We start from the raw sequence: 14,361 nt of genomic DNA, 5'->3' as shown, positions 1-14,361 counted from the left end.
AGACCTGGGGAGGGACCACGAGGGGCAATGTTAGGAGGCTGAGCAGTGACTGAGGCCCAACTCAAGGATCTTTTGCAGGCTTATAAAGCCGGACAGGTTGACCTGGACACGGTTATGGGGCATTTAAAGACTTTAAAGGAAGAAGATCTGGGCTTTGCCAAGATCGATCATCACCGTGCCTTAAGGAACGGCTTTCCGGAGGTTATTTTCGGCCAGGGAAAAACAAAGGAACATGTGGCGGCCATTGCCTCCCGCCTGGCAGCCGCCGGCTCAACGGTCCTCGTAACCAGGACTACCAGGGAAGTATACCAGGAGGTTGCCGCCCGCTTGCCGGCTGCCGAATTTAACGAACTGGCCCGGACCATCGTCGTGGCTGCCGGGGAGATCAGGCCTACCGGCGGTCGCGTGGCGGTTTTAAGCGCCGGGACGGCCGACCTGCCCGTGGCCGAAGAAGCAGCGGTGACGGCGGCGGTAATGGGCAATGAGGTCGAGAGAATTTACGATGTCGGCGTGGCTGGCATCCACCGCCTGCTGGGGCGGGTGGAACTGGTACGCCGGGCCGATGTGATTATTGTCGTCGCGGGCATGGAAGGCGCCCTGGCCAGCGTCGTGGCCGGCCTGGTAGACCGGCCGGTGATTGCCGTCCCGACAAGCATCGGTTATGGGGCGAGTTTCGGCGGGCTGGCCGCCCTGCTGACCATGCTCAATAGCTGTGCTGCCGGCATCGGCGTCGTTAATATTGACAACGGTTTTGGCGCTGCCGCCCTGGCCACGGCTATCACCCGCCTGAAAAAAGTATAATTTACCTCCTTTTTGGGCAATGCTATAGGCGAACCCGAAGGAGGTGATAAATATGACTAATTGGGTAGGCGCCGTTGTCCGCTTTGTTGTCTCGGCCCTGGTGCTGATGCTGGTAGGTTTTATCCTTCCCGGCATTAGAGTAGCAGGTTTCACCGGTGCCCTGATTGCGGCCGTCGTTATAGCCATCCTGGGCTGGCTGGCAGAAGCCGTCCTTGGCAAACGGATTTCCCCCCATGGTCGCGGCATTGTCGGCTTTATCGTCGCGGCAATAGTAATCTATCTGGCTCAATTTATTGTCCCCGCCTACTTAAGCGTGAATATCCTGGGTGCTTTACTGGCGGCTCTAGTTATCGGTGTAATTGATGCCTTTGTCCCTACCGAGCTGCGCTAGGAAATGAGCTGCCGGGCGGGCCGGGCTTTTAGCCCGGCCCGCTTTCTGTTATAATAAAGCCGTCCACCAGATGCATCTGGCTTCCGATTTGCGGGGGAGGAAGTTATTTAGTGACGGAGCAAAAAAATATCCGTAATTTCTGCATCATTGCCCATATTGACCACGGCAAGTCTACCCTGGCCGACCGCCTCCTGGAGTATACCGGTGCTTTGAGCAAGCGGGAGATGGTGGACCAGGTCCTGGATACCATGGAACTGGAACGGGAGCGCGGCATCACCATCAAGCTTCAGGCGGTCCGCTTGAAATATAGAGCCCGGGACGGCCGGGAATATGTTTTAAACTTGATTGACACCCCGGGACACGTGGACTTTACCTATGAAGTATCACGGAGCCTGGCGGCCTGTGAAGGCGCCCTGCTGGTGGTTGACGCGGCCCAGGGCATTGAAGCCCAGACCCTGGCCAATGTTTACCTCGCCCTGGAACACAACCTGGAAATTATCCCGGTTATCAATAAAATCGATCTGCCCAATGCCGAGCCGGAACGGGTACGCCGCGAGATAGAAGACGTCATCGGCCTGGACGCCAGTGAAGCCATCCTGGCCTCGGCTAAAACCGGGGTGGGGACGGAAGAGATCCTGGAGGCCATCGTCCGGCGCATTCCCCCGCCCCGGGGCGACCGGGAAGCGCCCTTAAAGGCGCTGATTTTTGATTCCATCTTTGATAGCTACCGGGGGGCTATCCCCTATATCAGGGTTGTCGAGGGCCGGGTGCAAAAGGGCGACCGCATCCGTTTCATGGCTACGGGGGCCGAATTTGAAGTCAATGAGGTGGGCGTTTTCACCCCGGCGCCACGGCAGGTCACAACACTGGCCGCCGGCGAGGTGGGCTTTCTCTCCGCCAGCATTAAAAATGTCAAGGATACCCGGGTCGGCGACACCATCACCAGCGCCAGCCGGCCGGCCAGGGAGCCCTTGCCGGGCTACCGCAGGGTAATGCCCATGGTTTACTGCGGCCTGTTCCCGGTGGACTCGGAACAATTTGACAGCCTGCGGGACGCCCTGGAAAAGCTGCAGTTAAATGACGCCTCTTTGAGCTTTGAGCCGGAAACCTCGGTGGCCCTGGGTTTCGGCTTTCGCTGTGGCTTCCTGGGGCTCCTGCACATGGAGATTATCCAGGAGCGGCTGGAAAGGGAGTACGGTCTGGAACTCATAACTACCGCGCCCAGCGTAGTCTACCGGGTGGTGCGGACCGACGGGCGGGTGGAGATGGTTGACAATCCCACCGCCCTGCCGGCACCTAACCTGATAGACCATATTGAAGAGCCCTACGTCGAGGCCACCATTATGACACCCAAAGAATATGTAGGTCCGGTAATGGAACTCTGCCAGGAAAAACGCGGTACTTTCCTTAATATGGATTACCTTTCCGAGAAAAGGGTTGCTTTAAAATACGACCTGCCCCTGGCGGAAATTATCTACGACTTCTTTGACCAGCTTAAGAGCCGGACGCGGGGCTATGCATCCCTGGATTATGAAGTCAAGGGCTACCGGCCGGCAGAGCTGGTAAAGATGGATATCCTTATTAATAATGAAGTGGTGGATGCCCTGTCGGTGATCACCCACCGGGACCAGGCCTACCACCGCGGCCGGGCCCTGGTGGAACGCCTGCGCCAGCTGATCCCGCGCCAGCTCTTTGACGTTCCCATCCAGGCCGCCATCGGCAGCCGGGTCATCGCCCGGGAAACCATCCCGGCGCTGCGCAAAAACGTCCTGGCCAAGTGTTACGGCGGCGATGTGACGCGGAAGCGCAAGCTCCTGGAGAAACAAAAGGAAGGCAAGAAGCGCATGAAACAGGTGGGCACGGTGGACATCCCCCAGGAGGCCTTTATGGCCGTGCTGAAGGTAGGGAAGTCGTAGGATATGGTAGCTGGCTTTGTTTTCGCTCGCTCCCTGGCCCTTGCGGAGTGGCCTAAGGTTTCAGCCGTAAGGCTTAAGGCGGGGTTCCCGGCCTATTCGGCATCCTTGCCTCAGAGGCCGGCCTCGGACCTCCTGTCCTCGGCCCCGCCCTCACTCTTCGGCTTCACCAAGGCCACTTCACCGCTCGGGCCAAGTCGCTCACTCCAAACAAAAGCCAGCCACGCCCTCTACATCCATATCCCCTTCTGCATCCGCAAGTGCCATTACTGCGACTTCGTTTCCTATCCCGGCCGGTCACCGGAGGAAATGGCCGCCTACTGCCGGGACCTGGAGCGGGAAATGGCTCTGGTGTCCCAGAAGTGGCAACCGGGACCTGCGGCCACTGTTTATATCGGCGGCGGTACCCCGACCCTGCTCTCCGCCCGGGATCTGGAGCAGGTCCTAGACGCCGTGGCCCGCTACTTCGGCCGGCAGCCGGGGGCGGAAGTTTCTATAGAGGCTAACCCCGGCACGGTAGATGAAGCTAAACTCCGGGACCTGCGGGCCGCCGGGGTGAACCGCCTCTCCCTGGGAGCCCAGGCCTTTGACGACGACCTCCTTGGTGCTATGGGCCGCATCCACCGGCGCCGGGACACCTACCAGGCCTGCGAGCTGGCGCGCCGGGCCGGCTTTAGCAACATCAACCTGGACCTGATCTTCGGCCTGCCGGGCCAGACCCTGGACGGCTGGCGGGCTACTTTAAGAGAAGCCGTTGCCCTGCAGCCCGAGCATATTGCCGCTTACAGCCTCCAGGTGGAGGAAGGTACACCCTGGGGAAAGCTAGCGGCTGCCGGCGAGTTACCCTTGCCCGGGGAAGAACTGGAACTGGCCATGTACCAGGAAGCCCGGGTTATCCTTACGGCTGCCGGTTACCGGCAGTACGAAATATCCAACTTCGCCCGGCCGGGGTACCAGTGCCGCCACAACCTCACTTACTGGTTAAACCAGCCCTACCTGGGCCTGGGGGCGGCCGCAGCCTCCTCCTGGCAGGGCCGGCGCTGGCAGAATTATAGCGACCTGCACCAGTACCGGCACACCTTATCCCGCGGCCGGCTGCCCCGGGCGGAAATAGAAACCTTAACGCCCCGCCAGCAGATGGCCGAAACCATGTTTATGGGCCTGCGCCTGCTGGCCGGCGTCGACTTGCAGGCCTTCCGGCAGCGTTTCTGGGTTGACGCCCGGGAGATTTATGCCCGGGAACTGGACCGGCTCTACCAGGCAGGACTGGTAGAGGAAAAAAACGGCCATTTAAGGCTCACCGAAAAGGGTTTGCCCCTGGCCAATGAAGTTTTTGTGCAGTTTGTCTAGCCCTTACTTTCCCTTGACAAAACTAAAGGCGGGTGGTATGTTTTAAGTAAGCTCTTAGCACTCTGGCCTTAAGAGTGCTAATAAGAAGGTGAGAACATGCGGATGGATGAGCGGAAAAAGCAGGTCCTGGCCGCCATTGTCCAGGATTATATCCTTACCGGCGAACCGGTAGGCTCACGTACCATTGCCCGGCGGTACAACCTGGGGGTAAGTCCGGCCACCATCCGGAATGAGATGGCCGACCTGGAGGAAATGGGCTTACTGGAGCAACCCCATACCTCGGCCGGCCGTATACCTTCGGACTACGGTTATCGTTACTACGTTGACTGCCTTATGGAGCCGGAAAAATTAACCCCGGCGGAAGAAGAATACGTGCGCCAGCGCTATAACCAAAAAATGCTGGAAATCGAGCAGGTCCTGGAGGAAACAGCCCGTTTACTTTCCGAGATGACCGCCTATACGGCAATTGCCCTGGGACCAAACCAGAACAATGCCATCCTGGAGCAGGTGCAGATTTTACCTGTCCATTCAACCAACAAGGCCTTGCTGGTGGCAGTCACGAGCACCGGTATGGTTGAGCACCGGATCTTTACCATTCCCGGCAATGTAACCACGGAGGATCTTACCCGTATCTCCCGTGTTCTCAATGCCAGCCTGCAGGGTATAGCCCTGGAAGAGCTGCGCCAGGCGGTATTGAGGGATATCTACCGGGAAGTAGCCCAGCACCGGGGTTTAATCAAACAGGTGATTGACCTTTTGCAACAAATCCTGGCCCTGGAAGGCAGCGAGAAGGTTTACCTGGAAGGCATCCTCAACATTTTAAGCCAGCCGGAGTTTAAAAATTTAGAGAAGGTCAAGGAAATCCTGGCTTTTCTCGAGCGGGAAGAGGCCCTGCGGCGTATTTTTAAAGCCACTCCGGGAAGCGGCCTGACCATCAGGATCGGCCAGGAGAATAAAGAAGAAGGCATTGATAAATGCAGTGTAGTAACGATTAGCTATGCCGTCGAAGGGAAAATAATGGGCAAAGTGGGCTTACTCGGACCAACGCGGATGCATTATTCCCGGGTTATATCGGTCCTCCAGTGTGTGGCCGATAGCTTATCCCGGTCCTTGACGCAATTTTACCGCTGAGTTTCAGGGCCACCTGGACCAGGCCGGTGCCTTTGGGTGCTGGCTTTTTTTACGAAGGGAGTGACCGTAAGAAGTTATGGATGCCAAACAGGATAATAAGGATAATAAAATGAATAATGGACCGGCAAGTGGGGAAAGGGAAGAAAGGCTGACCAGCCCGGGAGAACCGCCTGCCGGAGAAGCAGGGGAAGCAGCAACGCCGGAAGCCAAAGACGGCCCGGCAGGGGCCGGTGAAGAACCGGGCGAGGAAAATGAAATATTAACCCGCCTCCAGGCGGAGCTGGCCGCTAAAGAGGAAGCTTTAGCCGGGCTGCAGCAGCGCTATTTGCGCCTGCAGGCCGATTTTGACAACTACCGCAAGCGTACCCGCCGCGAGCAGGAAGAACTAACCCGGCTGGCCAATGCCAGGCTCATTGAGAGCCTCTTGCCCGTCCTTGATAACCTGGAGCGGGCCCTGGCAGCAGCTGCAGGAGCGGAAAAGCAGGCCCTGGAAACCGGCGTGGAGATGACCCTGCGTCTTTTAAAAGAAATTTTAAGCCAGGAAGGGCTAATGCCCGTAGCCGCCCTGGGCCAGCCCTTTGATCCTGAAGTTCACGAAGCAGTAGCGCGGGAAGAAACACCGGAACCGGATAAAATAAACCTGGTGGTCGAAGAGTTCCGCCGGGGTTATACTTTGCATGGCAAACTTTTACGGCCGGCCATGGTCAAAGTGGCGGTAGCGGCCGGTGCCACAGAACAGGAAACCAAACAAGACCCTCATGCCGCTAACGCGGCACCATCAGAAGGATGAAGATAAGTGGCTGGCATTTGTTTGGAGCGAGCGACTTGGTCCGAGCGGTTGAGCAGCCTTGGCGAAGCCGAGGAGCGAGGGCGGGGCCGAGGACAGGATGTCCGAGGCCGGCCTCTGAGGCAAGGATGCCGAATAGGCCGGGAACCCCGCCCGAGCCCGAGGCTGAGCCGTAGGCTGATCCGCGAGGACCAGGGAGCGAGCAAAAACAATGCCAGCCTGGAGCGAAGTTATTTTCAGGGTAGAAGCTGGAGAACAGGAGGTAGATCACAATGGGTAAAGTAATCGGTATCGACCTGGGTACAACTAACTCCTGCGTAGCCGTCATGGAAGGCGGGGAAGCAGTAGTCATCCCCAATGCGGAAGGCGGCCGCACCACGCCTTCAGTAGTGGCCTTTACCAAGGACGGCGAGCGGGTTGTCGGCCAGGTGGCCAAACGCCAGGCCATCACCAATCCTGACCGGACCGTCATGTCCATTAAACGCCATATGGGCACCAGCTATAAAGTAAAAATCGATGACAAGGAATATACCCCCCAGGAAATATCGGCCATGATCCTGCAAAAGCTGAAGGCTGACGCGGAAGCCTACCTGGGGGAAAAGGTGACCCAGGCGGTTATCACGGTACCGGCCTACTTTACTGACAGCCAGCGCCAGGCCACTAAAGACGCCGGCCGCATTGCCGGCCTGGAGGTACTGCGTATTATCAACGAGCCGACGGCAGCCTCCCTGGCCTACGGCCTGGATAAAGAAGAAGACCAGACCATCCTGGTTTATGACCTGGGTGGCGGTACCTTTGACGTTTCCATCCTGGAGCTGGGGGATGGCGTTTTTGAAGTTAAGGCCACCAGCGGCAATAACCGCCTGGGCGGCGATGACTTTGACCAGCGGATTATGGACTACCTGGTAGACATCTGCCGCCGGGAGCACGGGGTAGACCTGAGGCAGGATAAAATGGCCATGCAGCGCCTGAAGGAAGCGGCGGAAAAAGCTAAAATTGAGCTTTCCAGCATGACCAGCACCAACATTAACCTGCCCTTCATCTCGGCGACGCCCAGCGGCCCCATCCACCTGGATGTGAATCTCACCCGGGCCAAGTTTGAAGAACTGATAGCCGACCTGGTAGAAAAGACCGTTGGTCCCACCAGGCAGGCCCTGGCTGACGCCGGGCTGGAGCCCAAGGATATTGACAAGGTGTTACTGGTAGGCGGCTCCACCAGGGTGCCCCTGGTCCAGGAGACGGTGCGCAAGATCCTGGGCAAAGAGCCCCATAAGGGTATTAACCCGGATGAGTGTGTCGCCCTGGGGGCAGCCATTCAGGCCGGGGTCCTGGCCGGCGAGGTCAAGGACGTCCTGCTCCTGGATGTTACCCCGCTATCCCTCGGCATTGAAACCCTGGGCGGCGTGTTCACGAAGATAATTGAACGCAACACCACCATTCCGACGTCCAAGAGCCAGATCTTTTCCACCGCCGCCGACAACCAGACCACGGTGGAAATCCACGTCCTCCAGGGCGAGCGGGCCATGGCCGCCGACAATAAAACCCTGGGCCGCTTCCAGCTGACGGGTATCCCGCCGGCGCCCCGGGGTGTACCCCAGATTGAAGTCAAGTTTGATATCGACGCCAACGGCATCGTCCACGTCTCGGCCAAAGACCTGGCCACCGGTAAACAGCAGGCCATAACTATTACTTCATCCAGCGGCCTCACGGAAGAAGAAATCCAGCGCATGGTTAAGGATGCCGAGGCCTATGCTGAGAGCGACCGCAAGCGCAAGGAGGAAATTGAGACCAGGAACCAGGCGGACTCCCTCATCTACCAGGCCGACCGCACCCTGAAGGAGTTTAAAGATAAAGCCGACAAGGCCGACGTGGACCGCATCGAACAGGCGAAGAAAGAACTCCAGGACGTCCTGGACAGCAAGAATTCCGCTAAGATCAAAGAAAAGATGGAAGCCCTTTCCCAGGCCCTCTATACCCTGACCACCAAAGTGTACCAGCAGGCCGGTGCCCAGGCCGGCGGCGGGGCCCAGGGTGGAACCGGTCCTACCGGCGTGGCGAAACAGGACGGCAATGTCTACGATGCCGACTACAAAATCGTCGATGACGACAAGAAATAATAACCGGTGACCAGCCATGGCAAAGCGCGATTATTACGAGGTCCTGGGGGTCTCCCGGGATGCCTCCGAGGCGGAAATTAAGAAGGCTTACCGCCAGCTGGCGCGCAAGTACCACCCGGATATGAATCCGGGGAATAAAGAGGCCGAAGAAAAGTTCAAAGAGGTCCAGGAAGCCTACGAAGTCTTAAGCGACCCGGAGAAGAGGGCCCGTTATGACCAGTTCGGCCATGCCGGCATGGAGACGGGCGGGCCCGGCTTCGGCGGCTTTGACTTCGGCGGCGCCGGTGCCGATTTCGGCACCTTTGGCGACATCTTTGACATGTTCTTTGGCGGCGGTTTTGGCCGGACAGCCAGGCGCCAGGGTCCCCAGCGGGGCGATGACCTGCGCCTGGATATAGAAATTTCCTTTGAAGAAGCTGCCTTTGGCGGGGAAAAGGAAATCGGCGTACCGCGCCAGGAAAAGTGCCCTGCCTGTGACGGCAGCGGCGCGGCGCCCGGTACCAGGCCCAGGACCTGCCCCACCTGCCACGGCACCGGGCAGGTCCGCATCTCCCAGAGTACGCCCCTGGGCCATTTCCAGACGATACGCACCTGTCACCACTGCCACGGCCAGGGGACCATTATTGAAACGCCCTGTCCCACCTGCCGCGGCCGGGGTGTAGTCCAGCGCACCCGTAAGATAAAGATCAAAATTCCCCCGGGGGTGGATACCGGTGCCCGCCTGCGCATGGCCGGCGAAGGCGAGAGCGGCATCCGCGGCGGGCCGCCGGGCGACCTCTATGTCTATATTAACGTCCGGCCCCATCCCTTTTTCCGGCGGGAAGGGTATGACGTCCTCTGCGAGGTGCCGGTAACCATGGTCCAGGCGGCCCTGGGTGACAGGATCCTGGTGCCTACCCTGGACGGTAAAGCCGAACTCAATATCCCTGCCGGGACCCAGAGCGGGGCCACCTTCAGGCTGAAGGGTAAAGGCATCCCCCGCTTGAACGGCGCCGGCCGGGGTGACCAGCATGTACGGATTCATGTTGAGACACCTACCAACCTTAATGAAAAACAAAAGGAGCTGCTGCGGGAGTTCGGCCGCCTGTATGGCTGGGAACCCAAAGGCGCCAGGGAGCAGGATAAAGGCTTCTTTAAAAAAGTAAGGGACGCCTTCATGGGATAACTTTACTAATATCCCTGCATGGCTGCCTGCAGGCAGCCGACCTCCGACTTCCTGTATCCGACTTCTGTTGCAGGGGGTGAGCCGTTATGGCCCACCATTTTTTTCTGCCTGCCCTGATCGTTCCCGGCGAACCGGCCATCCTGGAGGGAGAAAACGCCCATCATGCCCTCCGCGTCCTGCGCTTGCGGGTGGGGGAGGCCATCTCCCTGGCCGACAACAGCGGCCGGGGGTACCTGGCGGAAATCATAGCCATCCAGAAAGACCGGGTGGTCGCGGCCATCAAGGCCCCCCTGGAGAGCCCGGAGCCGCGGGTAAAAGTGACCCTCTACCAGGGCTGGCCCAAAGGGGATAAAATGGATTTTATCATTGAAAAATGTACAGAATTAGGGGTAGCCCGGATTGTCGTCCTGGTTACGGAACGTTCCATCCCCCGGCCGGACCCACAGGCCTGCACCCGGCGCCGGGAACGCTGGCAGCAAAAGGCGCATGCAGCAGCCCGCCAGAGCCGCCGGCACCTGATCCCGGCGGTGGACGGCCCCCTGGAGCTGGAGGCAGCCCTGGCAGGGCTTAAACCCGGCACCCTGTTGCTGGTCCCCTGGGAAGAAGAACGCTCCCGTGACCTCAGGTCAATACTCCCTGCAGTCCCGGAGGAACAGGAACTGGCCCTGCTTATTGGCCCCGAAGGGGGCTTGAGCCGGGCGGAAATTGACCTGGCCCGTAAATTTGGCGGTTTACCCATCACCCTGGGTCCCCGCATCTTGAGGACAGAAACGGCCGGACTGGTCTGCCTGGCCGCCGTCATGTACGCCCTGGGGGAGCTGGGGGGCTGACGCCCCCTTTAGCGAGACATGAAAATTTATTTGCGTAACTCCTGAGCGGCGCAGGGACATATCCCGACCAGAAGGAACCATTTCTGGCGGAGAACCCTATTTTCGGAGGATCAGAGGTGAAACTCGTGCCCTCACCCCGGGTGGCCCTGGTGAGCCTGGGCTGCAAAGTCAACCAGAACGAACTGGAAGCCATCAAGCACCTCTTCCTGGCAGCCGGCTACGAGATCGTGCCCTTCCCGGAAAAGGCCGACGTCTACGTCGTCCACACCTGCACCGTCACCCACATCAGTGACCGCAAGTCGCGGCAGCTGATCCGCCGCGCTGTCCGGGCCAACCCGGAGGCAGTGGTGGCCGTTACCGGCTGCTATGCCCAGGTAGCCCCGGGGGAGGTGCTGGCTATCCCCGGCGTCGATGTGGTAGTCGGCACCCGGGAGCGGCGGCGGCTGGTAGAACTGGTGGAAAAGGCCAGGGAGGAAGGGACCCCTGTTAACGCCGTCCGCGCCCACGAACCCGGGGAAGCCTTTGAAGAGCTGCCCCTGGTGGAAGTAAGCCGGGCCCGGGCCTTTCTCAAGATCCAGGAAGGTTGTGAGGAATTCTGTACTTACTGCATCGTCCCCTATGCCCGCGGGCCGTTACGCAGCCGGGCACCAGAAGCGATCCTGGCCGAAGTGCAACGCCTGGTAGCTGCCGGGTACCTGGAAATCGTCCTCACCGGCGTCCACACCGGGGCCTATGGCCGCGACCTTGCCGGGGGGATAGACCTGGCCGGTCTCCTGAAAAAGCTCGTCCGGGTACCGGGGCTGGAACGTCTCCGCATCAGCTCCATTGATCCCCTGGATTTTACCCCCGCATTAAAGGCCGTGCTGGCGGAGGAAGAGGTTATCTGCCCCCATTACCACATTCCCCTCCAGAGCGGCGATGATGACATCTTGCAAAAAATGGGACGCCGTTATACCGGCCGTTACTACCTGGAGTTAATCGCTTCCTTACGCTCCAAACGGCCCCGGGCGGCATTTACCAGCGATGTCATGGTCGGCTTTCCCGGGGAAACGGAAGACCAGTTTCAAAATACCATGGCGGTAGTCAAGGAAGCGGCCCTGGCCGCCATCCATGTTTTTCCTTATTCCCCCCGCCGGGGTACCCCGGCGGCGGCCATGCCTGATCAAGTAGCCCCCGAGGTAAAAAAGGACCGGGAACGGTGCCTCCTCCAGCTGGGACGCCGCCTGGCCCGCCAGTATGCCCGGGAGTTTTTAAACGAAACCCTCACGGTACTGGTAGAAAGGCCCCTGCCCGGTCAACCGGGTGTTTTCGAAGGCCATACCGGCAATTACCTGACGGTTGCCTTTCCGGCAGACTTAGATTTGACAGGACGCCTTGTCCCGGTCAGGCTGCAGGAATTACGGGGAGGTTTAATCTGGGGCAAATTAGAAAAAGATGTTAAGGAAGAGCAGGAAAATAGCCCTGGAGGGAGAAATTAATATTAAGCATAGTAAAGAAGGGAGCAACACACGTGGCCGAGGAATGCATCTTTTGTAGAATAGCCAGGGGTCAGCTCCCGGCCGAGGTGGTTTACCAGGATGAGCAGGTGGTAGCCTTTAAAGATATCCGGCCGGTGGCCCCGGTACATATTTTAATTATCCCCAGGAAGCATATACCTGATCTGACGGCCATAACGCCGGCAGATAAAGAACTGCTCGGCCATATCCACCTGGTGGCGGTGCAAATTGCCCGGGAACTGGGCCTGGCTGAGCGTGGTTTCCGCCTGGTAAATAATTGTAAAGAAGAGGGCGGGCAGGTTGTTTACCACCTCCATTTCCACCTTCTGGGAGGGCGGCAACTGCGGATCCTGGGTTGACGCTAAAAAAGGGATAGAGTATAATTAAACTCATGTTGAGCTGTTGAAGGCAGCGTCCACCGGGCTGGCGGGGGGAGGGAAGCAAGGGTTGAGCGAGGTTAAAATTGGCAAAAATGAATCCATTGATGCCGCTTTAAAGCGGTTCAAGCGCATTTGCCAGAAGGCAGGCATTCTTTCGGAAGCCCGGCGCCGGGAACATTACGAAAAACCCAGCGTCAGGCGCAAGAAAAAATCCGAAGCGGCTCGCAAACGCCGCTGGCACTAAAACAGAACAGTGGATGTTACCTCCCTCTGGTTGATAATTTTCCCGGTGGCACAGCTTTCATGGGCATACAGAGCCCGGTCCTGCAGGACCGGGTTTTTTTGCGGTCTTTTTTGCCCTGCCTTTGCATAAAGTATTGGCAGGAGGGGACAGGATGGGGAAAAATCGTTCCCGGCGCAGCTGGATGGACAGGGCCCGGCGGCTGGAGAAAGCCATTACCGATTATTTAGAGTTACCGGCAGACGCCGTCCTGGACCTGCCGCGCCTGACCCTGGTAGGTAATAGCCGGCTGGTAGTGGAAAACCACCGGGGCATCAGCGAGTACCAGCCGGACCTGGTACGCCTGAAACTCAGTACCGGCGAGCTGGAGATCAAGGGGACAGGCATGCTCCTGCGGGAGATCAAACCGGACGCCATCGCCCTGGAAGGCACCATCCATTCCCTGACGTTTTGCTAAGGGAGGAAGAGACCGGTGGCCTGGCGAAACTGGCTGGCTTACCTGGAGGGCTATCTGATACTTACCATCAGCGGCGACGACCCGGAAGGCTTTCTCAATCTAGCCCTGGCTCAGGGCATCAGCCTCTGGGATATCACCCGTAGCAGGAGCGGCAGCCTCCAGGCAAAAATGCCGGCCCGCGAATACCGCGCCCTGCGCTCCCTGGCCCGGCAGAGCCGCTGCCGGGTCCGTATTGTGGACAAGCGGGGCTGGCCCTTTTTCAGCCGCCGCCTGCGGGGACGGCAGGTACTGCTCCTGGGCAGCCTTTTCTTTTTGCTGGCCATCTACCTCCTGTCCACCTTTATCTGGGTGGTGGACGTCAGGCCGGAAAACGGCCCGTTACGCCGGGTAACGCCGGACCAGGTCCTGGCCGCGGCCCGCGCGGAGGGGCTAAAGCCCGGTGCCAGAAAAAGCGCCCTGGATACCCGTACCCTGGAGTACGCCATGGAGCGCCGTTTGCCCCAGGTGGCCTGGGTAGGTATCCGCTTCCATGGTACCAGGGCCGAGATCACCGTGGTGGAAAAGGCAGCCCCTCCCGGGGAGGAAGCCGTCGACCGGCCGGCCAGCATCATTGCCGCCAAAGACGGGGTAATCAAAGATATCCTGGTCATTAATGGCGAGGGCAGGGTAAAGGCCGGCGATACGGTCCGGCAGGGAGAAATACTGATTTCGGGCCTCATTTTACCCCCCCGGCCGGAAAAAAAGCCGGGAGAAGCAGCCGCTCCTGAGCAGCCACTGCCCCCACCCCGCCTGGTCCGGGCCCGGGGTATTGTCCGGGCCCGGGTCTGGTATGAAGGGGAAAAAGAGATCAACCGCCGGCAGGTCCAGGAAGTGCCAACCGGCCGGCAGCAGACGGCGCTAATAGTCCAGACACCCGGCCGCCGCTATATCCTGAAAGGCCCGCAACAGCCATCCTATACCAGTTATCGCCAGGAAAATAAAGTTGTGGCCCTGCCATCCTGGAGGAATTTTACCCTGCCCGTCGAACTCATCATAACGAGCTATTATGAAGTCCAGGTCCGGTACCGGCAGCTTTCCTATGAAGAAGCAGTCAGCACAGCCGGCCGGCAGATCCTGGCGGAGCTCAAGGAAAAGTTACCACCGGGAGCCAGCATTACGGGGCAGAAGGTAGTTCCTTTAACCAAACCTGAAGATGAGATAGTTCGTGTCCGGGCCTGGGTGGAAACGGAAGAGGATATCGGCCAGGTTGTTCCCCTTAGCGGCAAACAGTAGCTTTTACGCTGGCGCCTGTATATGTTAAAA

14 protein-coding genes are annotated in these 14,361 nt (G+C 58.9%); all 14 read left to right on the top strand.

What is annotated here, in order from left to right:
* Positions 1-45 precede the first annotated feature (45 nt).
* The 14 genes from larB (at position 46) to yqfD (ending at position 14,331) form a co-directional block, all read left to right on the top strand.
* Positions 46-801: a nickel pincer cofactor biosynthesis protein LarB gene (larB, locus tag MOMUL_RS13255; protein ID WP_062285552.1), complete on the top strand. Its 756-nt coding sequence runs from the start codon at positions 46-48 to the stop codon at positions 799-801.
* A 52-nt stretch (positions 802-853) separates the two neighbouring features.
* Positions 854-1,192, top strand: a complete 339-nt coding sequence (locus tag MOMUL_RS13250; RefSeq protein WP_054937298.1) for a phage holin family protein — start codon at positions 854-856, stop codon at positions 1,190-1,192.
* Positions 1,193-1,302: 110 nt separating this feature from the next.
* A complete protein-coding gene (gene lepA / locus MOMUL_RS13245; protein WP_062285550.1) occupies positions 1,303-3,108 on the top strand; it encodes a translation elongation factor 4 in 1,806 nt (601 codons plus the stop codon).
* A 231-nt stretch (positions 3,109-3,339) separates the two neighbouring features.
* Positions 3,340-4,455: a radical SAM family heme chaperone HemW gene (hemW, locus tag MOMUL_RS13240; protein ID WP_062285616.1), complete on the top strand. Its 1,116-nt coding sequence runs from the start codon at positions 3,340-3,342 to the stop codon at positions 4,453-4,455.
* 96 nt (positions 4,456-4,551) lie between these two features.
* Complete coding sequence (gene hrcA / locus MOMUL_RS13235; protein WP_054937296.1) at positions 4,552-5,586, top strand: heat-inducible transcriptional repressor HrcA; 1,035 nt, start codon at positions 4,552-4,554, stop codon at positions 5,584-5,586.
* Positions 5,587-5,662: 76 nt separating this feature from the next.
* On the top strand, positions 5,663-6,376 hold the full coding sequence (gene grpE, locus MOMUL_RS13230; protein ID WP_062285548.1) for a nucleotide exchange factor GrpE: 714 nt from the start codon (positions 5,663-5,665) through the stop codon (positions 6,374-6,376).
* 269 nt (positions 6,377-6,645) lie between these two features.
* Positions 6,646-8,490 (top strand): molecular chaperone DnaK, encoded by a 1,845-nt coding sequence (gene dnaK / locus MOMUL_RS13225; RefSeq protein ID WP_062285546.1) that lies wholly within the window; start codon positions 6,646-6,648, stop codon positions 8,488-8,490.
* Positions 8,491-8,506: 16 nt separating this feature from the next.
* Positions 8,507-9,655 (top strand): molecular chaperone DnaJ, encoded by a 1,149-nt coding sequence (gene dnaJ, locus MOMUL_RS13220; RefSeq protein ID WP_062285543.1) that lies wholly within the window; start codon positions 8,507-8,509, stop codon positions 9,653-9,655.
* Positions 9,656-9,741: 86 nt separating this feature from the next.
* On the top strand, positions 9,742-10,485 hold the full coding sequence (locus MOMUL_RS13215; RefSeq protein WP_062285542.1) for a 16S rRNA (uracil(1498)-N(3))-methyltransferase: 744 nt from the start codon (positions 9,742-9,744) through the stop codon (positions 10,483-10,485).
* A 125-nt stretch (positions 10,486-10,610) separates the two neighbouring features.
* Entirely contained in the window at positions 10,611-11,963 is a 1,353-nt protein-coding gene (gene mtaB, locus MOMUL_RS13210) for a tRNA (N(6)-L-threonylcarbamoyladenosine(37)-C(2))-methylthiotransferase MtaB (protein ID WP_062285615.1), read from the top strand.
* A gap of 32 nt (positions 11,964-11,995) precedes the next feature.
* On the top strand, positions 11,996-12,340 hold the full coding sequence (locus tag MOMUL_RS13205) for a histidine triad nucleotide-binding protein (RefSeq protein WP_054937325.1): 345 nt from the start codon (positions 11,996-11,998) through the stop codon (positions 12,338-12,340).
* 88 nt (positions 12,341-12,428) lie between these two features.
* On the top strand, positions 12,429-12,605 hold the full coding sequence (gene rpsU, locus MOMUL_RS13200) for a 30S ribosomal protein S21 (protein ID WP_054937290.1): 177 nt from the start codon (positions 12,429-12,431) through the stop codon (positions 12,603-12,605).
* Between the two features lie 151 nt (positions 12,606-12,756).
* Positions 12,757-13,059 (top strand): sporulation protein YqfC, encoded by a 303-nt coding sequence (gene yqfC, locus MOMUL_RS13195; protein WP_062285540.1) that lies wholly within the window; start codon positions 12,757-12,759, stop codon positions 13,057-13,059.
* A 15-nt stretch (positions 13,060-13,074) separates the two neighbouring features.
* Positions 13,075-14,331, top strand: a complete 1,257-nt coding sequence (gene yqfD / locus MOMUL_RS13190) for a sporulation protein YqfD (RefSeq protein WP_062285538.1) — start codon at positions 13,075-13,077, stop codon at positions 14,329-14,331.
* Positions 14,332-14,361 lie beyond the last annotated feature (30 nt).

It is taken from the genome of Moorella mulderi DSM 14980, from assembly GCF_001594015.1.
Lineage (GTDB): Bacteria > Bacillota > DSM-521 > Neomoorellales > Neomoorellaceae > Neomoorella > Neomoorella mulderi.
The sequence above is the reverse complement of the archived record's forward strand: the minus strand, read 5'-3'. Positions and strand labels throughout refer to the sequence as shown.

What these genes read in the sequence shown, in the direction of transcription:
- hrcA (WP_054937296.1), top strand. Translation starts at nt 4,552, where the DNA reads ATGCGGATGGATGAGCGGAAAAAGCAGGTCCTGGCCGCCATTGTCCAG.
- MOMUL_RS13215 (WP_062285542.1), top strand. Translation starts at nt 9,742, where the DNA reads ATGGCCCACCATTTTTTTCTGCCTGCCCTGATCGTTCCCGGCGAACCG.
- dnaJ (WP_062285543.1), top strand. Translation starts at nt 8,507, where the DNA reads ATGGCAAAGCGCGATTATTACGAGGTCCTGGGGGTCTCCCGGGATGCC.
- yqfC (WP_062285540.1), top strand. Translation starts at nt 12,757, where the DNA reads ATGGGGAAAAATCGTTCCCGGCGCAGCTGGATGGACAGGGCCCGGCGG.
- MOMUL_RS13250 (WP_054937298.1), top strand. Translation starts at nt 854, where the DNA reads ATGACTAATTGGGTAGGCGCCGTTGTCCGCTTTGTTGTCTCGGCCCTG.
- dnaK (WP_062285546.1), top strand. Translation starts at nt 6,646, where the DNA reads ATGGGTAAAGTAATCGGTATCGACCTGGGTACAACTAACTCCTGCGTA.
- grpE (WP_062285548.1), top strand. Translation starts at nt 5,663, where the DNA reads ATGGATGCCAAACAGGATAATAAGGATAATAAAATGAATAATGGACCG.